This window comes from Desulfonatronum sp. SC1 (assembly GCF_003046795.1).
Lineage (GTDB): Bacteria > Desulfobacterota > Desulfovibrionia > Desulfovibrionales > Desulfonatronaceae > Desulfonatronum.
Genome location: NZ_PZKN01000001.1, coordinates 26,489 through 48,121 on the forward strand (window position 1 = coordinate 26,489; position 21,633 = coordinate 48,121).

Here is a 21,633-nt window from a genome sequence, read left to right on the forward strand (position 1 = left end):
ATCTTATGATCCCCAAATTTCGTCTGTTTTCGCTCAAATCGACCCGTCTTGGACCGATCGGCGGCGTTCTCCTCGCCATGGCCTTGTTTTCCGTGTGTTGGCTCGTCACGCCATTTCAGGCCGAGGCCCAGACCGGTTCCGCCACGAAACTGATCGTCTTGCCTTTTGAAATCAACGCCGCGCCGGACCTGGACCATCTTCAGGAAGGACTGCCGGAGCTGATCCGGGAACAGTTGCGGGCCCACGATTTCGAGGTCCATCCCGGAGACCAGACCCTTCAACTGCTGCGCGCCCAGGAACTGGCCGAACTGGACTTGGCCGCGGCCCGGGACATGGCCCTGCTGTCCGCGTCCGCGCACGCCATCTACGGCAGTTTCAGCCAGATCGGCGAGAACATCAGCCTTGACGTGCGTTTGGTGGAGGCTTTTGGTCTGAAACCGGCCAAATCGTTTTTCGTGGTCCGGGACGGGTTGATCAACCTGCTGCCCGCCGTGGAAGAACTGGTCGAGCGGGTCACCCGCGAGCTGCGTCAGGTGGAGACCATCGCCGAGATTCTGGTGGAGGGGAACCAAACCCTGGGATCGGACGTAGTTCTTCTGCGCATTCGCAGCCAGAAGGGCGACATCTATGATCCGCAGGTGGTCAACGAGGATATCAGGCGTCTTTTTGAGCTGGGCTTTTTCGACGACATCACCATCCGAGTGGAGGACGGGCCGAGCGGCAAGATTTTGACCTTCGAAGTTTCGGAGCGCCCAAGGATTCAAGCCATCAGCGTGATCGGGGCCAAGGAGATCAAGGAAGGGGACATTCTCAAGGCCATCACCACCCGGACGGGGAGCGTCATCAACCCCCGGATACTGGCCGACGACCTGGGAAAAATTCGGGAGCTTTACCGGCAGAAAGGTTACTATCTGGCCCAGGTGGACTACAATCTGGAACAGACCGATGCTCGGCAAGCCAGGTTGAACATCACGGTAAATGAAGGCAACCGCCTGTTTATCCGCGATATTGTCATCGAGGGGGCCGAATCCCTGAGTCAGCGCGAGTTGCGCAAAGAACTGGTGCTTGGAGAGCGGGGGCTTTTTTCCTGGCTGACCGGATCGGGCATCCTGAGGGAAGAACTGTTGGAGCGCGACGCCGCGGCTCTGGAAGCCTATTACGCCAACCGCGGTTTTCTGGATGCCCGGGTCGGCCAGCCGGAGGTGGAATACCTGGAAGAAGGCATCCGTATCACCTTCAAGGTCGAAGAAGGTTCCAGGTATAAAGTCGGAACCATCGGCTTTCGCGGCGATCTGCTGGAACCCGAGGAAGAACTGTTGAAGTTGATTTCCCTGGACGATCTCCAGGCTCGAGAGGCCTTCTTTGATCGATCCGTCCTTCGCCAGGATCTGCAGACCTTGGCCGACCACTATACCGAGTACGGGTATGCCTTTGCCCAGAGCGACGCCCAGTTGGACATCCAGCGGGACGATCTGCTGGTCAACGTGATCTATATCCTGGACAAAGCCTCGCTGGTCTACATCCGTCGTGTACTCATCGAAGGCAACACAAAAACCCGGGACAACGTCATTCGTCGGGAGATGCGTCTTGGGGACGGCGACCTGTTCAGCGGGACCAAATTGACCCGCTCCAACGAACGCCTCGTACGCATGGATTTTTTTGAAATGGTAGACATTGAAACCCTGGCAACGCCTAACCCCAGCGAACTGGATCTGAAGGTCACTGTCAAGGAAAAGCCCACCGGAATGCTCAGCGCCGGGGTGGGCTATTCCAGCTTGGACAAGGTTTTCGTTTCAGGCACGGTCCAGGAACGCAACTTGTTCGGCAGAGGCTACAATTTGGCCATCAGGGGTACGCTCAGTGGTCGCAGCACGATTTACGACATCAGCGTAACCAATCCGTCTTGGAGGGACTCGCCCCTGAGTGTGGGGACGGATCTCTACCACTGGTGGAGAGATTACAAGGATTACGACCGCAAGGCCGTGGGAGGTCGGTTCCGGCTGTCCTATCCTCTGGGCGAGTACACCAGGCTGTTCTGGAATTACCGTTTGGAGCGGTATAAAATCTATAACATCAAGGAGAATGCGGCCCAGCGCATCCGCGACGCCGAAGGCACCAAGTGGGCCAGTTCCACCTATGTCGCCGCCAGTCGGGACACCACGAACAGATTGTTCAACCCGTCCCGTGGTACGCTGAACACGCTTTCGGTCCAGTATTCCGGCGGCGCTTTACAGGGCGACGACCATTTCATCAAAACCACGTACGATTCTCATTTCTACTATCCGCTTTTCTGGGAAACAATTTTTCACTGGCGGGGAAATGTGGGCTTTCTGTTCGACAACGACGGCAAAGAGGCCCCTGTCTTCGAACGGTTTTATCTTGGCGGGATCGACTCTGTCCGCGGCTATCCGGGGATGGAGATTTCACCCCGCGATCCGGAGACCAACGACCGGATCGGCGGCACGAAGCAGTTTTACACAAACTTTGAATATCTGTTTCCGCTGAACCAGGATTTGGGGCTGGTCGGCCTGCTCTTTTTCGACGCGGGCAACGTCTGGGATCAAGGCGAGAGTTTCGGGTCCAAACTCTATAAAAGCGTGGGCACCGGCGTGCGCTGGTACTCTCCGCTGGGGCCGTTGCGCCTGGAGTACGGCTACGGACTGGATCGCCTCCAAGGTGAAAAGCAAAGCGGGATTGAGTTCACCATCGGCCAAGTTTTCTAGGATAAGATCGACACGGCCTTTTCCATCAACAATTCAATATGACAACAACCACTAAGGAGTCAGTATGCGTTTGTATTTTCGAGTGTTGCTTCTCGCGACGCTGCTTTTGATGATAGGTGTTTCCGCACCGGCCTGGGCTCAAGTCAAGGTCGGCATCCTGGACATGCAGGCGATTATCGCGGAGTCGGTTCCCGGGCAGGAAGCCATGAGCGAGCTGCGTACCCGGTTTGAGTCCATGAAAGGCGAGCTGGACACGCAGAACGAAACCATCACCAAGCTGCGCGACGAGTTGCAACGCCAAAGCATGGTCCTCAGCCAGGAGGCCCAGCAGGACAAGGAACTGGAGTACCGCCGGAAGGTGCGTGACTTTCAAGACCAGTTCCAGGCCTTTCAAGTGAAGATGAAAACCGAGGAGGATCGCCTGAGCGAGCCGATTCTGGATCTGCTCTTGGAGGTCATCAATACTTACGGCAAGCAAAACAAGTTTACCATGATCATTGACGGCAACGCTTCGGGCTTGGTGTACGCCGACGACGCCGTGGTCATCACCGACGCCGTGAAAGAAGAGTTGAACAAAGCCTGGCGGGCCAGGTAGCGGCCATGTCCCACACGCTCTCCGAACTGGCCGGCCTGTTGGGGCTGTCCTTGCAGGGGCCCGATCTGATCATTCACGGGCTGGCTGGATTGGAAAGAGCAGGTCCCGGCGAGTTGAGTTTTCTCTCCGGACCGAAACATCTGACACAACTCCGTCGGACGAAGGCCGGGGCGGTGATCGTCCCGGCCGAGTTCGCGTCCGAAGTCGGTTCGGTCCTGATCAGCGCCAATCCCTACCTGGATTTCACGCGGGCTCTGCGCCTGTACGCCGTCCCACAGGGAAGTTTTTCCGGCCACTCCGAGGCGGCTTGGGTTCATCCGGAGGCCCGGGTGGATTCCTCGGCGACTCTGTATCCTTTCGTCTTCGTGGGGCAAAGGGCGGAAATCGGAAAGGATTCCCGGCTGTTCAGCGGCGTGTACGTGGGCGAGGACTGCCGGATCGGCGAGCGGGTGACCATCTACCCCAACGCCGTGCTCATGTCCGGGACGGAGGTGAGAGACGACGTGATCATTCACCCTGGGGCCGTGTTGGGCAGCGACGGGTTTGGGTACACTCCCGGTTCCCGAGGACTGGAAAAAGTACCCCAGGTCGGCAACCTGGTGATCGAGAATCACGTGGAGATCGGCGCCAACACCACCATCGACCGGGCCACCTTGGGGACCACCCTAATCGGTGCCGGAACGAAAATCGACAACCTCGTGCAGATCGGACATAACGTGGAGGTCGGACCCCATTGCATCCTGGTTTCCCAGGTGGGCATCGCCGGGAGTTCCAAGCTGGGCGAGCGGGTCACGCTGGCCGGCCAGGTGGGCGTCGCCGACCATCTGCACCTGGGCGACGGCTGCCGAGTCGGGGCTAAGTCCGGGGTGAACCGGTCCCTTGCCGGAGGGCAGGATTATCTCGGTTCTCCGGCGGTGGAAGCCAGGAAGTTCCTGCGCGTCGCCGCCACCTGGAACCGCCTGCCGGACATGGCCAAACGACTGGCCGCGTTGGAAAAAGAACTCGAAACCCTGAAAGCGAACCTTTCCAAGGAAGAATCATGAGCAGTACCGACCCGTCGCGTATCGATATTCGGGGGATCATGGACCTGTTGCCCCATCGCTACCCGCTGTTGTTGGTGGACCGGGTTCTAGAATACGAGCCCAAGGCCTCCATTCGGGCGATCAAGAACGTCACGTTCAACGAGCCCTTTTTTCAAGGACATTTCCCCGGCTATCCCCTGATGCCCGGGGTGCTGATTATCGAGGCCCTGGCCCAGACCGCCGGGCTGTTGCTCATGGTGAGCAAGCCGAAGGAAGAGCTACACAACAAACTTTTTCTGTTCACCGGGCTGGAGCGGGTCAAGTTTCGCCGGCAAGTGGTGCCCGGAGACCAACTGGAACTCCACATGAGACACGTTAGAAACAAGATGAACGTCTGGAAAATGGAAGGAACGGCTCAGGTCAACGGACAGGTGGTGGCCGAGGCGACCCTCAGCGGCGCCTTCGTGGATCGGGAGCAGGCGTGATGGGTACGTTGATCCATTCCACCGCCGTCGTCGATCCGGGCGCGCAACTGGGCCAGGACGTCCAGATCGGACCGATGTGCGTCATCGACGCGGACGTGATCGTCGGCGACCGGACCAAGATCGACGCCCAGGCCCGCATCCACGCCCACACTCGGCTCGGTTCCGACAACCACGTGCATTCCTTTGCCTTCATCGGCGGCGACCCTCAGCATATCAAATACAAGGGCGAACCGACCCTGCTGGAAATCGGCGACCGCAACCTGATCAGGGAATACTCCACTCTGCATCGGGGTACGGTTGACGGCGAGGGAGTGACCCGCCTCGGTTCGGACTGTCTGCTGATGGCCTATGCCCACGTGGCCCACGATTGCGTTGTGGAGGACAAGGTGATCATGGCCAACGCGGCTACCCTGGGTGGGCACGTATATGTCGGAACCAGAGCCGTGCTCGGCGGATTGTGCGCCGTGCATCAATTCGCCCGTGTCGGGGCGTACGCTTTCATCGGCGGCAAGGCCGGCATCAGCCTGGACATCCCTCCGTACATGATCGCCACGGGCACTCCGGCCAAGCTTTACGGCCCCAACGTCATCGGGTTGAAGCGCCAAGGGTTCTCCTCCGAGGCCGTGGCCAACATCGAAAAAGCCTACAAGATCATCTGGCGTTCCGGAAAAAAGCGCCAGGAGGCCATCGAAGATGTCCGGCAGACCTGTCCGGAATCCTCCGAAGTCGCTTTCCTGCTCGATTTCCTCCAGGGCACGACCCGGGGCGTTTCCGCGGACAACCAACTCGCGGTCAACGGCCAGGACATTCCCCTCTATTGAAACGGAATTCCGCGGTCAGGGCGCAGATCTCGGAATTCAGGATTCAGAAGGCAGAGGCTGAAGCAGGCGACGATGGACTATTTTGACCAATCGCACACGGCAAACGCTCGTTCCGGGACCCTGGCGATCATCGCCGGAGGGGGCCGCCTGCCGCGGTTGGTGCTTGACGGGGCGCGAGCCATGGGACTGCGCGTCGTGGGCGTGGGGTTCGGCGGAGAGACCGAAGCGGACTTGATCCGGGATATGGATGCGTGGCAGTGGTTGCACCTGGGACAGTTGGGCAAGCTGATCGCCTTTTGCAAGCAGCAAGGCGTCAAGCGGATCGTCATGGCGGGTAAGGTACACAAGGCCCGGGCCGTCGATTTTCGACCGGACTGGCGAGCGGCCAAATTGCTCTGGAAGGTTCGGAACACGCAGGATGACGTCCTGTTACGGGCCATCACCGAGGAACTGGAAAGCGAAGGCATGGCCGTGGTCGCGGCCCAGGACTTCCTGCCCCACCTGAAAACTCCGGAAGGCGAACTGACCCGGCGCAAGCCCACGCCGGAAGAACAAGCGGACATCCAATTCGGTTGGCCCCTGGCCCGGCAAATGGGCTCTCTGGACGTGGGTCAGTGCGTGGTGGTCCGCAAGCGCAGCGCCGTGGCCGTGGAGGCCCTGGAGGGCACCGACGCCACGATTCTGCGGGCTGGCGAACTGGTCGGACCGGGGTGCGTGGTGATCAAAGTCTTCAAACCGATCCAGGACCCGCGTCTTGATCTCCCGGCCATCGGCCCGCAAACCATCCGGACCATGATCCAGGCCCAGGCCTCCTGCCTGGCAGTGGAATCGGGCCGCAGCCTGTTTCTGGACCTCCCGGAAAGCCTCAGCCTGGCCGATTCGGCCGGGATCAGTATCGTCGGGCTGGCATCATGAGACGGTCGTCGCGGCGTCGTCCTGCAACTGGACGACGATTCGCCGGGGCGCGTTGAAAATGTTCACCCGTCCCGGGCGAGCGTACCCGCCCAGGGTCAGATCGGCCCGCCTGGCGATATCCAGGCCCAAAGATGACGGAGCGGATCGGGAGAGGACTATCGGAATGCCAATCCGGGCGCACTTCAAGACCATGTCCGACGTCAGCCGCCCAGTGGTGTACACGGCCCCACCCGTGGGAAAGCGCCGCAACAGGATCGCCCCGATGACCTTGTCCACGGCATTGTGCCGCCCGACATCCTCGAAGCATCCCAGAAATCGCCCCTCGGCCCAGTATCCGCAGGCATGCACGCAGTGGGTGTCCTGTTGCAAGGTGGAAGCACCCAAAGTCCCGCGAATCAACTCCCCGACCTGACCCAGATTGATCCGGGTCTCCGCCGCCAGCGAAAACTCCTCTTCCAGCATCCTCCGGCTGATCCGCCCGGTCCCTCCGCAACCCGAAGTGATGATGGTCTCCGGGTCCGCATCCCGCTCGTCGGAACGACCTCCCGTCCGGTCAGCGCCCCGATCTTCCGTCCGCGCGTACACCGTGACCCGGCCCTGCTCGCAAAGCACGACCTCCACGATGTCGTCGGGCGTGGACACATATCCCTGCCCGAAAAGAAAGCCGGCCCCGAACACGTCCAGATCCTGAGCCAGAACCATGGCCGTCCCGATGACCCGCTCATTCAGGGCAACCTCCACGGGCTGCTCCACAAGAACCTGTTCCTGAGCCGTCTCCTGGCCGTCACGAGTGATGATCAGCGTGGAAGCGGCTATATCCAAGGGTAAGTTGTGCATGGCGAGGCGCGTCTCCTGTAGAACAAAGTCCAAGCCTCTAGCAGATTCCCGGCAAACCCGAAAGGACGTAAATCGGCCCAGCGGCGATTGACGGAAGAATGGTCGAAAGGATAAGTGGGCAGACAGTGCCCGGGTGGTGGAATTGGTAGACACAAGGGACTTAAAATCCCTCGCTCAGAGATGGGCGTGCCGGTTCGATTCCGGCCCTGGGCACCATTTTACAAGGTTTGTGGGAAATTCGTTTTCAGATTGTGTAAGCACTATGTAAGCAAAAAGCCGAAAGTGCATGTTGGCAGGTGGGAGGGATTGCCGTTCCGCCAACCCGGAATGACAGCGAAGTGGAAATGATCACTGTGCCACCCACCTCCAACCCCGGCAACCTGGTTTCCGTGGTCCGCGATTCCGTGATTGTCATAATATCCTCCAACGCCCATTCCCGAGGGATGCCATTCTACCCCAATACCAGCGCAAAGCCCGTAAACGCCAAATATGGGTCTAGCCTCGCAGCACGGTCAGAGACAGAAAGACCGCGCCTCGGGCCTCAATTCTCGTCACCCTGGCCAACCTCGACCTCCAAAAAGAGCAGGTCGGGGTTGGCCTTCAGGTAGAGGGCGATGAGGCGGTCTTAGGGGGTTCTTGGGGTCCACATGGGGGTTGCTCCGGGCCAAAAAGGATAAAGCGGCTGGCTGATGGATCGCTTAAGGTGGAGACCTGGCTGGGCTTGTCGGTATGCGACTGGATGTTATGTCATGTGGGAATCCTTGATCCAACCGATAGCCGAAATCGGCTGCGGCATGACGGATACGAAGATCACCCTGCTAATACCCTCGTCACGGTGGTCACTCCAATTCCCAACTCGGCGGGCGGATACATACACATGTTCAATGGCTACGTAGACCCCGACCTCAAGGCTGCCCGCGGCCACGCATTTCCCGTCCGCGCCGGACAGTGAGGTGATTTGGAGCTTTTTGGTTATTCGGATTATGTGACTCATTGGCAGGATGAGAGGGTATCGCTGATTCAGCCCCTTCATCTGTTCGCTGATATCAGGCCGCCTATCCTTTTGGATGGGCGGCCTTATTGTTTTCGGCGTGGGGCCATCCCCCGAGGTGTGAGGTTGCCCTGTACGGGATTCGACCTTCGGCTGACAGGGCTCAAGCACTACAGGGATGGAGGCGATCATCGGCGTCCTGGAACGTGACGGGCACGGTAGAGGGGCAGGTTTGAGCAGTATCCGTTACGGCTGGGTTGGGCCATTACGATTCACAAGAGCCAGGGCATGGCCATTCCCAAAGAGTGTCTCGACCTCCGGGGTGGGAGTTGCTTTGGCCATGGCCAGCTTTACAATGTGCTATTCAGGGTCACGGGGCTTGACGAACACTCGCTGCCCAAGGCAATCTCTCGAAGAAATTTGATAGTGGACCAGAGGGTTACGATATTTTTTGGGCAAGGTGCGCAATTTTCACATTGCAATATAGGAATCATCTCATGGGCGACACGAAAGGAAAGAAAGAAAAAGCCAAGGACAAGAAGCAGAAAGAAGCCAAGAAAGATAAGCAAAAGAAGGGGAAGTAATAGGTCAATCCTCTGTTTCAATGATTCCTCGCCTTGGAGCCTTTCATGCTTGATTCTACTCTATCCTCTGCCGACACCTCCCTCCAATCTTCTTCCGTTCTTCAAGATTTTTTCGACAACGCTCCCATCGGCATCTACACGTCCACTCCGGATGGTCGCTTTTTGGCGGCTAACCCGGCCATGGCGACGTTGTTCAGATACGATTCCCCACGGGATTTTATCGCTTCCGTCACGGACATTACTGGCCAATTATATGCCGATCCTGCTGACAGGCAGGAATTCAAGCGCCTTGTTGACGTGCATGGCGAAGTCAAGAACCAAGAGTTTCGGATGGTGCGCCGTGACGGGACGGTCATCTGGGTGTCTCTAAGTGGACGAGGTATTCAAGATTCAGAAGGAAACATCGTTCAGTATCAAGGCTTCGTCAGTGATATAACAGGACGCAAACTGACGGAAGACGAGATAATAAACGCTCGAAACCAGTATCAATCACTGGTGGATAACATCCCCGGCATTGCCTTTCGCTGCAAGTACGACGAATACTGGACCATGTTATATATGAGCGATCAGTCGGTTGACCTGACCGGATATCCAGCCTGTGATTTCATCCATAATTCCATACGTTCTTATGTAAGCGTGATTCACCCCGAAGATAGGCCCATCGTCGTGAAAAGCATTGAAGATGCTGTATCGGCTGGTCTTCATTGGGACATTCAGTATCGAGTCCATCACAAGGACGGACACTTTCGCTGGGTGAATGAAGAGGGGCAAGGCATTTTTGGTATCGATGGTACAGTAGCCTATCTCGACGGCTTTATTTTAGACATCACCGAACGTAAAATATCCGAGGAAAGCTTATTGATATACAAGTCTGCCGTCGATCAATCGATGGATGGCATCGCTTTGGCGGATATGGACGGACATATTCGACTTGTCAATAATGCCTGGGCAGCGATGCATGGCTATACACATGATGAGATTATCGGATGTCATTTGAGCCTGTTTCATACCCCAGAGCAGATGACACATGAAGTCGAACCGCAAATAGAACGCGTAATCATTGATGGTTCAGGACAGGGAGAAATCGGACATTTACATAAGGATGGATCAATCCTGCGTACGCAAATGACCTTGAAGGCACTAAAAGGAACAGACGGCGAATATATCGGCTTGCTCAGTTCCGCCCGCGATATTACTCAGGAAGTCAAATGGCGGGAACAAGCCAGATTTCATGGCTATTTCAGGACGTTGATATCTGAAATATCCTCGCGTTTGGTACTGATTCATAATGACAAGACTTTTGATGAAGCAGTTGACTACATGCTGGCATCCCTGGGCCAGTTGTTTGATATGGACCGAAGCTATTTCTTACGCTTTTCTGATGATCTTTCTACAATGAGTAACACTCATGAGTGGTGTTCACCTGGATCAACAGCGCAAATCAACCGTATCCAGAAATTTCCTACATCCAACTTCTCTTGGTCATTGAGCTGTTTGTTTGAACTACGACCGCTGCATATCCCTGATGTGAAAGAGTTACCGGAGGAAGCAAGGGCGGAACGCGAGGAATTTCAGTTCCAGGGCATTCAATCTTTGCTTTGTCTGCCAATATATAATGAGGAAAAGAAAATTATTGGTTTCATTGGATTTGATGCTGTTCGTACACATTATAGCTGGTCATTGGAGCAGATTGCTTTAATGCAAATGCTTGCGGAAATACTTGGCAATGCAATTTTTCGTTTAGAATCTGTATTCGCCTTGGAAAAAAGCGAGGAGAAATTTCGCTTTCTTGCGGAAAATGCAAGTGACTTCATCTACAAAATGATGATTCCAGAGGGTGTTTACGAATACGCCAGCCCTTCAGCGTCGAGACTCACGGGTTTCAGTCCAGAAGATTTTTACAACAATCCAGGATTGATTCGCAAAGTTATTCATCCTGATTGGCGAAATTTTTTGGATGAGCAGTGGAATTCTGTTCTGGGCGGCAATACTCCTGATTTCTTTGAATACCAGATCGTTGACAAGAATGGTGAGTCGAGGTGGCTAGCCCAGAGCAACTCTTACCTGAAAGACAATAACGGCAAAATCACCAGCATGGTGGGCGTTGTCCGTGATGTCACCGAACGTAAGCGGACCGAGCAGGCGTTGTATAAACAACAGGCATTGGAAAAAATTTTGACGAGTTTAGCCATCGGCTTCATCAACGTGCCCCTGGAAAAGGTCGATGCAGCCCTGGATCAAATGCTGGAAACAATCGGAGAGTTCACGCAGACGGATCGTGTATATATCTTTCAACATGACGCAAGTCGCTCCGTAACCATCAACACGCATGAATGGTGCGCGGACGGGGTAACGCCTGAAATCGGCAATCTGCAGTCCGTCCCATTGGATCTGCTCCAGGTCATTCTGGACCCGCTTCAAAAAGGCGAGATTGTCTATATTCAGGATGTTGCCAGCCTCTCAGTGGATCATGATATTCGCGCTCATTTTGAAGCCCAGAGCATCAGCTCCATTGTCGCTATTCCATTGATGCAGGGCGGAATGAATGTGGGTTTTGTCGGTTTTGACGCGGTCAAGGCACCAAGAATTTTTTCAGAGTCAGAAATGAACATCTTGAAAGTCCAGGCCCAGATTGTTTCCAATATTTTGGAACGACTGAAAGCAGAAAAGGCCTTGCATGCAAGCGAGCAACGCTATCGCGACTACATCCTCAACACACCTTACGGCCTGTTCATTGCCGACAAAAAAGGACGTATCCAGTTCGTCAATCCCGCGGCCTGCGCCCTTTCCGGTTACTCTGAAGACGAACTCATCTCCATGAAGATATCCGACCTGCTCTCCATCGAAGCGCACAAATCAAGCTTGAGGCATTTTCATAACGTCATCAAGAAAGGCCGGGCCAAGGGCGAATACGACATGCTCACGAAGTACGGAGACAGACATTGGTGGTCCGTAACGTCCGTCAAGATTTCCAACGACCAATTTCTCGGCTTCTGCCATGACATCACCATGAGAAAAAAGGCTGAAGATCAGATGCGTCTGATGTCAACGACCGATGATTTAACCGGCCTATGGAACAGAAGACATTTCATGCAGGCACTTGGTCGGGAAGTGGATCGGGCCATACGGTACGGTCATTTTTTTTCCGTGTTGTTAATGGACATTGACCACTTCAAGCGAGTTAACGATAAATACGGCCATGACGTTGGCGATCAAGCGTTGCGTCATTTTTCCGCAACGATTCAAAAGGGCCTGCGCCAGGTTGATATCCTGGGACGACTTGGCGGCGAAGAATTCGGGATAATTTTGCCTCAGACTGATCTTGATGGAGCATTCAGTATCGCCGAAAGATTGAGGAAAAAACTTGAACGCAGTCCTTTGTGCATTAATGAATCAAGCGTATCCATCACGGTAAGTATCGGTCTGGCTGCATGGAATATGGATACAAGCATGGATGAAATATTAAAAATGGCTGATGATGCGCTTTATCATGCAAAAAATTGTGGAAGGAATCAGACTGCAAAGCATGTCTTTCACGATACATAATCCATTAATGCATTTTTCCCTTTTTTTTGAAATATGCATACTGATGATGAACGGTGCGGAAGCGGCTTAGTCTATTCGCGCCGTTCAGGTTCACGGTTCAACGGTTGGAGAAACGGTGGATGGTGGTGTTGCCGTAGGGGTGGAAAATCTTTCGCCCGACGGTGTCGCGCCAAATGCAACCCATTCCGAAGACACCCCGGCCCCAACCGTGAGCCGTGGACCCAGAATCCCGATCATCGCCGTGACCGCCCATACCCAGCCCGGCGAGAAGGAACGATTCCTGGCCGATGGCATGGTCGACTACCTGGGCAAGCCGGTGAGCGTGGATGGCTTGAAGAGGGTGCTGAACAAGTACATGCGGTGCATACCGTGAAAACCAGATAACCCCCGGTGCATGTCACTGGCATGATTGCAGATGCACAACAGAGCGAAAACCATGTTGTGCCGAACAGCTTGTTTGTGGCCCGTGAGATCATTTTGACCGGAAAAAGAATATCCGGGCGTATGAACTGCTTTTTTTGAAAGCGCCGGGGTAAACTACCCAGCACACTCGGGCCTTGACCATTTTCCAGCACTGGATTCCGACTTTTGCCGGAATGACGTCTCGCACCATGTTCTTTTCTGGTCAGTCATACCGGCGAAGGTCGGCGCGTTTCCACTATCCAGTACGATTTGTCTCGAATGAGCTGAATAGTTACGAAAAAAACTTGTCACAAGGTGTGCAGGGTTCGCACACTTGTGAACGTAGTTGGTTTATTTGCTTGCACCAAACCCGTCTCGCCATTGATCCAGGAGTCCTTCATGGCCCAAAAACAATCCCACGAAACACCCCCCGCCCAAGCAGGTTTTCCCGACGCCCACGATATCCTGATGAACGCGCCCATAGGCATTTTCACATCCACACCTGAAGGCAAATGTGTCTTTGGCAATGAAACCCTTGCTGAAATGCTTGGATATGCAACACCTGAAGAGCTATTCGATTCCGCCACTGATATTGCCAGGCAAGTGTATGCCAATCCAGATGAACGTCAGGAATTCATGCGCCTGATGCAAGAACATGGCAAAGTGGTTGATTATGAATGCCGGTTCAGACGCAAGGACGGAACCGAGTTCTGGGCGTCCGTAAATGCTCACTTGGTACGGGATGAACATGGGCGGGGTAAAGCCTACCAGTGGTTCACTTGGGACATCACAAAGCGTAAGCAAGACGAGGAGGCACTGCTGCTGACACAGTTCGCCATGGACCGAGCGCCGGATAGCATTTTCTGGGTGGATGCAGATGGAAAAGTTGCCTACGCCAACGACGCTGCATGTTCTTCCATGGGGTTTTCCCAAGAGGAACTGCTTGGCATGGAACTATTTGATATTGATCCGGATTTTCCACGCGAGACGTGGGAGCAACACAAGGAGGATCTAAAAGAGCAAAAAAGGATGATCTTTGAGGGGCGTCACCGAACAAGGGATGGCAGGCTTTTTCCGGTGGAGGTGACCAACAACTACATCGAATATAAGGGCCGCTTTTTGGGTATTGCCTTTAACCGCGACATCACCGAGCGCAAACAGGCCGAGAAAGCTCTCCATGAAGAGGTTGTTCGACGAAAAATCCTGGTTGATCAGTCCAGGGACGGAATCGTTGTCGTGAATGATGATGGAAGCGTCCATGAAGCGAACAAGCGCTATGCTGAGATGCTTGGATACACTCCAGAAGAGGTTCGACAACTCCACATATGGGATTGGGACACCCACTGGTCTCGCGACCAACTCCTCGAAATGTTGCAAAAAGTTGAGGTACAAGGCGACCACTTTGAAACGCGCCACCGACGCAAGGACGGAACTTTCCTTGACGTTGAAATCAGCACCAACGGGGCCGTGATTGGCGGACAAAAATTCGTATTCTGCGTTTGTCGAGACATCACTGATCGCAAGCAGGCTGAAAAAGCCTTGGCCCACTCACGCAACTTGCTGAAATATATTGTGGAACATATGCGAAGCTCCGTTGCCGTCCACGATCGTGACTTAAATTATATTTACGTTAGCCAACGCTACCTTCAGGAATATAATGTCCAAAACGAAAATATCATCGGCAGGCATCACTACGAAGTGTTTCCTGACTTGCCACAAAAATGGAGAGAAGTGCATCAAAAGGCGCTTGCCGGGGAAGTCTTGAGTGCGGAGGATGACCCGTATTATCAGGAAAACGGTAATGTGGAATGGACTCAATGGGAGTGCCGTCCCTGGTATGAACAGGATGGGTCAGTTGGTGGGATCATTGTTTATACCGAGGTGATCACTGATCGTAAAAAGGCTGAACAAGCCCTGCTCGCAGCCAAGGAGCAGGCTGAAACCGCCAACCAGGCCAAGAGCGGGTTTCTGGCCAACATGAGCCATGAAATCCGCACCCCCATTAACGGGATCATGGGCATGTTGCAGCTTCTGGAGACCACGTCGCTTGATGACGATCAAAGGCAGTACGTTCAGTTGTGTACTTCCTCGGCTACCCGGCTGACCAGGCTGCTCTCCGACATCCTGGACCTGTCCCGGGTCGAGGCAGGCAAGATGGAAATCTTTGAGACCGAATTTGTGGTCCAGGAGCTTGGCGATTCCGTTTCCGGCCTGTTCAACTATAGTGCCAGAGCCAAAAAAGTGGCATTGGATTGCAACATTGATTCAGCCATCCCCCCCAGGCTTGTCGGCGACGAGGCACGGGTCCGGCAGGTTCTGTTCAACCTGGTGGGTAACGCCTTGAAGTTTACGGACAAGGGACATATCCGCGTTGAAATGACTTCAGTGTCATCCGACAGGGATGAAAGCGTCAATGTGCGGTTCTCCATCGTGGATACGGGCATCGGCATACCCCAAGACAAAGTCAAACACCTTTTTGATCCATTCTTTCAGGTTGAGGGATCGTACACCCGCAGTTTTCAGGGAGCAGGTCTCGGACTGGCCATAGTCAAACGTCTCGTGGACTTGATGGGCGGGAAAATTTCCGTTGAAAGCAAGGTAGGCAAGGGCACCTCGGTGCATGTGGTTCTGCCCTTCAAACTGCCCGAGGCAGTGGGCATCCCCACTGAACAAGGACCGAGGCGGTTGATAAAAGCCAAGCAGAGCCTGCGCATCCTCTTGGCCGAGGATGAACCATCAAGCTCTTTTCCCACGAAAAAACTCCTGGAAAAGGCCGGACATACGGTGGCCCTGGCCGATGACGGACAACAAGCCCTGGACTTGCTCGCGGCCCAGGACTTCGACGTCATCCTGATGGACGTGCAGATGCCCGTGATGGATGGAGTGGAAGCGACGAAAATGATCAGGAGTCAGGAGTCAGAAGTCAGAAGTCAAAGTTCCGACCTTCAGGTTTCAGGTTTCAGCCATCAGCCCTCTCACCAGCGTATCCCGATCATCGCCCTGACCGCCTATGGCATGCTCGGGGACCGGGAGAAGTTCCTGGCTGCCGGAATGGACGATTACCTGGGCAAGCCGGTGAAGATGGAGGATTTGGATAAGGTGCTGATGTACGTCTGCTCTGGCAAGTACAGTACAGCATCAGGTTGAAAAGGAGGATGTTATGAGCTCGCGGTTGTCGAAACTGTTTCTGATCATACTCACGCTGACCCTAGCGTTTCCCGGGGATACATTTGCTGAAGATTTTCGCTTGCTGCGTATCGGAACCGGTGGCTTACATGGCGTGTATTATCCCATTGGCAATGCTTTGGCGGAAGGGATCACCTCCGCGAACATCGCAACAGGCCTGATCGCGGTGGCTCAGACCTCAGGGGGCTCCGTGGCAAACGTGCAAGCCCTGACAAGTGGTGATATCGAGGTTGGTTTGGTGCAGGCAGACGTAGCTCTATGGGCGCTGCGTGGCGAGGGGCCTTTTGCAGGCGAAGATGGTCGACCCGTTCGAGCTTTGGCCAGCCTATATCCGGAACATTTACAAATTCTTGTCCGCCGTGATGCACAAATCCAACGCGTCAAGGATTTTCGTGGCAAGACTATCTCCCTGGACGAGGTCGGTTCCGGCACACTGGCCGCTATGCGCATTGTTTTGGCAGCACACGGTCTTTCAGAAAATGATTTCAACCCGGTCTATCTCAAGCCTGAATTTACAACGGAAAGGCTGGCCGATGGGAAGTTGCACGGCATCTCCCTGGTGGCTGGCATTCCCGCGAAGGCCATTGCGGAAATTGCCGGGCAGGAGTTTTCATTTGTCCCCATTGATCCAGATATCGCTTCAAAAATAACCCACGAGCATCCCTATCTTGTCCCGAGCGTTATTCCCGCGGAAGCGTATCCGGGAAGGCCAGAGGTTCCAACCATGGAGGTCAACGCTTTGCTTCTGGTCCACGAGGGTCTGGATGAATATCTGGTGTATGCCATGACGGCTGCCATCTGGGACGAACAAACTTTGACATTGCTCCGCAGCGCCCACTCTCAGGGTCGATCCGTGACCCTGGAATCAGCTGTGCACGGATTATCCGTGCCGCTTCATCCTGGAGCCATTCGATTCTATCAAGAGCAAAAGTTGCTGCCAAAGGAAGAACCGATTTCATGAGCTCCCACCGTCACGGAGCGGCCTTGGCAACCTGGGCCATCACGTTTCTGATGTTGGTGACGGTTATTTCCGTCGGGCTCTATACCAAGACAACCTTGCGCTCGGTGGAGCGGGCACTACCGACCACCTTGCTGGCCCAGCTCGAGGACCTGTCTCGCGTTACCGAGGGGCTGTGGGGTCTGGTGGCCTCTGCGGACTTGATCCGCCGAGACCCGGCATTCGGCTCCATCGACACGTTGCTACGGGATATTGATGTTGTGTTTGAAGAGCTTATCACGCTTCGCAATACCTATGTTTTCGACAATTTGGTACAGGCCTCGGCGTTCCATGCAGCGGTGGCCCCGGCTCTTGTGGATGCCAAACAATGGCTGAGCCACGGCCTTTCCGGTCACCCCCCGGACTCGCGCCTGACCTTAAACATAGTGCATTCAAGGCTTCACGAGGCCCTGCATAAGGCCACATCCGAGCGCTATGCCGCCCATGAAACTGCCCAGAGCATTCTCGTGGAGCAGCGTCAACGGCTGGAGCAGTTCCTGGCCGGGGTCAACCTGCTCCTGCTTCTGACCTTACTCATATCCGCCATGGTCCTAGGCCTTGTACTTCGTCAGCACAGACTTTTGCGCAGCGAAGCCAAAGCCCGAGCTGAACGGGAACGCCTGACCGCCATTGTTGAATCCACCAATGACCTCGTATCCACGGCCACGCTGGACGGCAAGCTGACGTATCTCAACTCATCCGGGCGAAGCCTCGCGGGCTGGGACAAAGATGAAAGCCCGGCAGGCAAGCATATTCATGATCTGCACCCCAAATGGGCTTTGGATTTAATCCAGGACATCGGCATCCAGGAAGCGATCAACACCGGCTTCTGGTCCGGAGAAACCGCCGTAAAGCACAGCAATGGCATTGAAATTCCAGTTTTTCAAACCATCATGGCACACAGGGATGGGGATGGCCGTCCAGAGTATCTGTCCACCATTATGCGCGACATCTCTGAGCGGAAGCAGGTAGAACAAGAACGTGAAAGGATGCAAAGACAACTGTTCCAATCTCAGAAAATGGAGTCTATCGGCATTCTGGCCGGAGGCGTTGCCCATGACTTCAATAACATGCTCCACGCCATAAGGGGCAATCTTGAGTTGCTCTTGCTGAGTAAACCCAAGGATCATCCTGACGCGGTTCGGTTGATGCCTGCAATGAGGTCCATGGACCGAGCAGCCCAACTGATTCAACAGCTTTTGCTCTTCAGCCGCAAGGCCGAACCACGGAAGATGCACGTTGACCTGAACCAGGAAGTTCTGGACATGGCCCAGATGCTGGAGCGAATCATCCCTAGGATCATCACCCTGGAACTGCACATCGACCCAGAAGCAAGGCCGATTTTCGCAGACCCGATGCAGATTGAACAGATTCTGCTCAACCTGACGAATAATGCCGTGGACGCCATGCCTGACGGTGGGAAACTGGTAGCGGAGACGAGCAATGTGGTTCTGGACGAAACTTTCATGAGGCTCCATCCGGGCGCTTCCGCTGGTCCTCACGTTCTTTTGACCGTCACGGACACAGGCCGCGGCATGGACAAGGAGATCTTGGACAATGTCTTCGACCCCTTCTTTACCACCAAGGAAGTGGGCAAGGGGACGGGCTTGGGGCTGGCCTCGGTCTACGGCATTGTCAAAGCCCATGGCGGATATATTCAATGCTACAGCGCACCTGGCAAAGGCACAACGTTCCGGGTCTACCTGCCTACTGGGGAACAGGGCGATATACCGGAAACGGAACTATTACCGGAATCATCACCCCAGGGCGGGCACGAAACCATCCTGGTGGTCGACGACGAACCGGAAATTCGAGAATTGACAAAGGAAGCCCTGGAGTCCCTGGGATACTCCGTGAAAAGTACTGCCACTGGCGAAGATGCCTTGGGCATCTATAAAGATGAAGGCAAGTCCATCGATTTGGTCTTGCTGGACCTGAATATGCCCGGTATGGGCGGGCATCGCTGCCTACAAGAACTCGTGAAGTTCGATCCCACTGTCAATGTTGTCATTGCCAGCGGCTACACGGTCAATGGCCATGGCAAGGATGCACTTTCTTCGGGTGCCAAAGCCTTTCTCAGCAAGCCTTACCAACTAAAGGAACTGGCAGCTATAATGCGGGCGGTGTTGGATGAGAAGGAATAAAGCATACAGAGCAATGCAAATACATACGGCTGGACATGCGAACTCTTATTATTGAGAATAGGGAGGTGTAAGGCTGCTACCACATGGACACTGAGTAGACAGAGCTTTGGCACGCTCTGGGGCTGAAAACGGCACTCCGTCATGTAAGGAAAATTAATGATCACCGGCGAAATCAAATTCAAAGTAGACCGCATCTGAGACACGATGTGGTCCGGGGGCATTTCCAACCCGCTCTCGGTCATCGAGCAGTTGACCTACCTACTATGCGGGCGGATTAGAATAGTTGAATACCAAAGGCGAAGCATCTGAAAATCCGAACATCTTTCCGCGAGAACGGGTCAAACGACCGAGAGACGCGGCAGTTGCGGAGCGGCTTGGCGACAAAACATGTATGCAGTTCCATGATAAACAGGAATGCCGAAAAAAAGGCGGACAATGCGCAAGATCGAAGTGGAATCGTGGGCCAGGGCGGAGCAATTTCGTTATTTCAGTCAGATGGAAATCCCCTGTTTTGCCCTGACCGTGGAGATCGAGGTGGGGCTTGCCTGGAATGCATGAAGACCCGGGACATCCCTCGCTATCTCGGGATGATTTTTCTGGTTTCTAAGGCGCGTCGTGGATGATGAGATTCTCCTTTTCGATGTGGTTCACCCGTCCTTTACGGTAGCAGACCACGGACGGCAAGCTCAATTTTTGCCGTGGACGTCATGCGGATGAGATAATGCGTTTTTTGGAGATCAACGCACCCATAAAGGAGGATGCGCAGAGCGGCGTAAAGCAGGGGGGCCTTGATTCTGACAGTGCGGACCTGATTTACATCAGTTGCCTGCCCTGGCTCCATTTCACATCCCTTATCAATCCCGTACACCTCAAACCGGCGGACTCTTTCCCGCGCATAATCTGGGGGCGTTTCATGAAGCGCGGTCATGGACACGTCATGTCCTTAAACGTCCAAGTCCATCATGGTTTGGCTGATGGCCTGCATATCTCGGCCTTAATCAACACGTTCCAAGACTTATGTTCAGCCCCTGATGCAGGATTCTCGCCAGCGACGAAAGGCAGGGCGCTTTGAGGTGATGGAGCACGGGGCAGCCCCTCACCTGCTCAGAAATCAGACCGTCTGTTCTTCGGGATGGACGGACGTTGTGCTTGCTGAAGGCCATTCACCCCGGCGTCCTCCATCAAGGCCGAAAACGCCCGCATTTCCCGATCCACGGTCAGCCCGGCCACGCTTTCGGCCACCTCTCCGGGTCGGCGGGTCGCGGTGCGCAGCCAGTGTACCGCGTCGGCAAAGTCGTTCCCTAAGCATTTTTTGAGCACGTAGCCGGTCCGTCCGTGGGCGATCACTTCAGCGGCGCCGTTGTTGGCGGTGGTGATCACCGGACAGTCACAGGCCATGGCTTCCAGACAGGCGTTGGCAAAAGGGTCGTAGAGCGTGGGCAGAACCAGGACGTCCGCGGCTTGATATAATCGGGTCAGTTCCGAACGGAAGCCTAAAAAATGTACCTGGGAGTCGAGATTCCATTTTCGAAGCAGTGATCGGTACCGTTCAGGTCGACCCTTGCCCACCACCAGCAGCACACCCCGTGGTTTATTAGGCATAACGGCTTGATTGTAGGCGGCCAGAAGCTCCAGAGCCTGGGCCAGTCCCTTGCGTTGCCAGCCGCTGCCCACGAAAAGGAACAGGCGGCATGGCTCCAGCTGACTCGGGAGGTTCAATTCCGGCAGGTCAATAGCTCGGGCCGACTGCTTGGTCGGGTCGGGGTTCGGAAAGAAAAGTCGCGGATCAAAGCCGTTGAGCACCACCCGCAGCTTGTGAGCGGCCTGGGGATAGGTCCGCTCCATCTCCCGGCGGACCATTTCAGAGTTTGTGACCACCAGGCGGGCGGAGGCGACGGTTTTGGCTTCCAGGCGGGGGTAGAGCCAGTGCAGGGGATTGGTCATCCACAACGGGGAGCTGCCAAAACGCAGCGAGCGCCAGCGCAGATGCACCCCGTCTCCGGCTCGGTAAACGTGACACTTGGGCCCTCGCTCCAGATTGAGAATCACGCCGGGCTGGTCGGCCAGGGCCGCGTCCACGTCGGCCGCGAAGCGCAGGGCTCGCCACCAGCCCGGCCCCTTGCCGCCGGACAACTTCCGGCCCGCGATGCGGGTTCCGGCGGCCAACCGGTGAACCTCCCAGGACGCGGACAAATGCTCCACCAGCCGCGCGGCCGCGGTTTCAGCCCCGCCGCCCGTGGATTGACGGCGGACCACGTAGACCGTCGGTCGACCTGAGTCGGAAGTGGGAATGGGGGGCAAATCAGGCATATAGGGAGTCAGGAGGCATCAAAATGGTGGGACAGGCATCTTGCCTGTCCGCGCAGGCAGGATGCCCGCGCCACA

At 55.2% G+C, this 21,633-nt stretch carries 16 protein-coding genes and 1 tRNA gene; 14 read left to right on the forward strand and 3 right to left on the reverse strand.

Annotated features, from left to right (window positions below; translation table 11 throughout):
* Window positions 1–5: 5 nt before the first annotated feature.
* The 6 genes from bamA to C6366_RS00145 all read left to right on the forward strand — a co-directional run bounded on the left by bamA (window position 6) and on the right by C6366_RS00145 (window position 6,561).
* Window positions 6–2,723 (forward strand): outer membrane protein assembly factor BamA, encoded by a 2,718-nt coding sequence (bamA, locus tag C6366_RS00120; RefSeq protein ID WP_107735331.1) that lies wholly within the window; start codon window positions 6–8, stop codon window positions 2,721–2,723.
* Between the two features lie 64 nt (window positions 2,724–2,787).
* On the forward strand, window positions 2,788–3,318 hold the full coding sequence (locus C6366_RS00125) for an OmpH family outer membrane protein (protein ID WP_107735332.1): 531 nt from the start codon (window positions 2,788–2,790) through the stop codon (window positions 3,316–3,318).
* A gap of 5 nt (window positions 3,319–3,323) precedes the next feature.
* The gene (gene lpxD / locus C6366_RS00130; RefSeq protein WP_107735333.1) at window positions 3,324–4,361 is read left to right on the forward strand and encodes a UDP-3-O-(3-hydroxymyristoyl)glucosamine N-acyltransferase; all 1,038 of its coding nucleotides are present in this window, start codon (window positions 3,324–3,326) and stop codon (window positions 4,359–4,361) included.
* On the forward strand, window positions 4,358–4,825 hold the full coding sequence (gene fabZ / locus C6366_RS00135; RefSeq protein WP_107735334.1) for a 3-hydroxyacyl-ACP dehydratase FabZ: 468 nt from the start codon (window positions 4,358–4,360) through the stop codon (window positions 4,823–4,825). The genes lpxD and fabZ overlap by 4 nt, the downstream gene beginning before the upstream one ends.
* The gene (gene lpxA, locus C6366_RS00140; RefSeq protein ID WP_107735335.1) at window positions 4,825–5,646 is read left to right on the forward strand and encodes an acyl-ACP--UDP-N-acetylglucosamine O-acyltransferase; all 822 of its coding nucleotides are present in this window, start codon (window positions 4,825–4,827) and stop codon (window positions 5,644–5,646) included. Before fabZ ends, lpxA begins: the two co-directional genes overlap by 1 nt.
* 72 nt (window positions 5,647–5,718) lie before the next feature.
* Complete coding sequence (locus C6366_RS00145; protein WP_107735336.1) at window positions 5,719–6,561, forward strand: LpxI family protein; 843 nt, start codon at window positions 5,719–5,721, stop codon at window positions 6,559–6,561.
* Here the strand turns inward: C6366_RS00145 and fdhD are convergent.
* Window positions 6,556–7,398: a formate dehydrogenase accessory sulfurtransferase FdhD gene (gene fdhD / locus C6366_RS00150; protein ID WP_107735337.1), complete on the reverse strand. Its 843-nt coding sequence runs from the start codon at window positions 7,396–7,398 to the stop codon at window positions 6,556–6,558. The genes C6366_RS00145 and fdhD overlap by 6 nt on opposite strands.
* A 127-nt stretch (window positions 7,399–7,525) precedes the next feature.
* Here fdhD and C6366_RS00155 point away from each other — a divergent pair.
* The 7 genes from C6366_RS00155 (at window position 7,526) to C6366_RS20450 (ending at window position 19,806) form a co-directional block, all read left to right on the forward strand.
* Window positions 7,526–7,614 (forward strand) — tRNA-Leu (locus tag C6366_RS00155).
* Window positions 7,615–9,018: 1,404 nt separating this feature from the next.
* A complete protein-coding gene (locus tag C6366_RS00165) occupies window positions 9,019–12,519 on the forward strand; it encodes a PAS domain S-box protein (protein WP_146164728.1) in 3,501 nt (1,166 codons plus the stop codon).
* Between the two features lie 115 nt (window positions 12,520–12,634).
* Window positions 12,635–12,892, forward strand: a complete 258-nt coding sequence (locus tag C6366_RS00170; protein WP_158269574.1) for a hypothetical protein — start codon at window positions 12,635–12,637, stop codon at window positions 12,890–12,892.
* 428 nt (window positions 12,893–13,320) lie between these two features.
* Window positions 13,321–16,068, forward strand: a complete 2,748-nt coding sequence (locus C6366_RS00175) for a PAS domain S-box protein (RefSeq protein WP_107735341.1) — start codon at window positions 13,321–13,323, stop codon at window positions 16,066–16,068.
* A gap of 13 nt (window positions 16,069–16,081) precedes the next feature.
* Window positions 16,082–17,068 (forward strand): TAXI family TRAP transporter solute-binding subunit, encoded by a 987-nt coding sequence (locus tag C6366_RS00180; protein ID WP_107735342.1) that lies wholly within the window; start codon window positions 16,082–16,084, stop codon window positions 17,066–17,068.
* Complete coding sequence (locus tag C6366_RS00185) at window positions 17,065–19,248, forward strand: PAS domain-containing sensor histidine kinase (protein WP_107735343.1); 2,184 nt, start codon at window positions 17,065–17,067, stop codon at window positions 19,246–19,248. The genes C6366_RS00180 and C6366_RS00185 overlap by 4 nt, the downstream gene beginning before the upstream one ends.
* Window positions 19,249–19,683: 435 nt before the next feature.
* Window positions 19,684–19,806, forward strand: a complete 123-nt coding sequence (locus tag C6366_RS20450) for a hypothetical protein (protein ID WP_255412067.1) — start codon at window positions 19,684–19,686, stop codon at window positions 19,804–19,806.
* Between the two features lie 100 nt (window positions 19,807–19,906).
* Here the strand turns inward: C6366_RS20450 and C6366_RS20175 are convergent, their stop codons facing one another.
* A complete protein-coding gene (locus tag C6366_RS20175; RefSeq protein ID WP_233248340.1) occupies window positions 19,907–20,176 on the reverse strand; it encodes a hypothetical protein in 270 nt (89 codons plus the stop codon).
* Here C6366_RS20175 and C6366_RS20600 point away from each other — a divergent pair.
* Window positions 20,102–20,320 (forward strand): CatA-like O-acetyltransferase, encoded by a 219-nt coding sequence (locus tag C6366_RS20600; protein WP_368731474.1) that lies wholly within the window; start codon window positions 20,102–20,104, stop codon window positions 20,318–20,320. The two genes, C6366_RS20175 and C6366_RS20600, sit on opposite strands and share 75 nt — an antisense overlap.
* A gap of 32 nt (window positions 20,321–20,352) precedes the next feature.
* Here the strand turns inward: C6366_RS20600 and C6366_RS00200 are convergent, their stop codons facing one another.
* On the reverse strand, window positions 20,353–21,558 hold the full coding sequence (locus C6366_RS00200) for a glycosyltransferase family 4 protein (RefSeq protein WP_107735345.1): 1,206 nt from the start codon (window positions 21,556–21,558) through the stop codon (window positions 20,353–20,355).
* Between the last annotated feature and the right edge of the window lie 75 nt (window positions 21,559–21,633).

Bases quoted from the DNA above. Each gene is read 5' to 3' on its own strand.
- bamA (WP_107735331.1), top strand. From the start codon at position 6: ATGATCCCCAAATTTCGTCTGTTTTCGCTCAAATCGACCCGTCTTGGA.
- C6366_RS00125 (WP_107735332.1), top strand. From the start codon at position 2,788: ATGCGTTTGTATTTTCGAGTGTTGCTTCTCGCGACGCTGCTTTTGATG.
- lpxD (WP_107735333.1), top strand. From the start codon at position 3,324: ATGTCCCACACGCTCTCCGAACTGGCCGGCCTGTTGGGGCTGTCCTTG.
- fabZ (WP_107735334.1), top strand. From the start codon at position 4,358: ATGAGCAGTACCGACCCGTCGCGTATCGATATTCGGGGGATCATGGAC.
- lpxA (WP_107735335.1), top strand. From the start codon at position 4,825: ATGGGTACGTTGATCCATTCCACCGCCGTCGTCGATCCGGGCGCGCAA.
- C6366_RS00145 (WP_107735336.1), top strand. From the start codon at position 5,719: ATGGACTATTTTGACCAATCGCACACGGCAAACGCTCGTTCCGGGACC.
- fdhD (WP_107735337.1), bottom strand. From the start codon at position 7,398: ATGCACAACTTACCCTTGGATATAGCCGCTTCCACGCTGATCATCACT.
- C6366_RS00165 (WP_146164728.1), top strand. From the start codon at position 9,019: ATGCTTGATTCTACTCTATCCTCTGCCGACACCTCCCTCCAATCTTCT.
- C6366_RS00175 (WP_107735341.1), top strand. From the start codon at position 13,321: ATGGCCCAAAAACAATCCCACGAAACACCCCCCGCCCAAGCAGGTTTT.
- C6366_RS00180 (WP_107735342.1), top strand. From the start codon at position 16,082: ATGAGCTCGCGGTTGTCGAAACTGTTTCTGATCATACTCACGCTGACC.
- C6366_RS00185 (WP_107735343.1), top strand. From the start codon at position 17,065: ATGAGCTCCCACCGTCACGGAGCGGCCTTGGCAACCTGGGCCATCACG.
- C6366_RS20450 (WP_255412067.1), top strand. From the start codon at position 19,684: ATGCGCAAGATCGAAGTGGAATCGTGGGCCAGGGCGGAGCAATTTCGT.
- C6366_RS20175 (WP_233248340.1), bottom strand. From the start codon at position 20,176: ATGACCGCGCTTCATGAAACGCCCCCAGATTATGCGCGGGAAAGAGTC.
- C6366_RS00200 (WP_107735345.1), bottom strand. From the start codon at position 21,558: ATGCCTGATTTGCCCCCCATTCCCACTTCCGACTCAGGTCGACCGACG.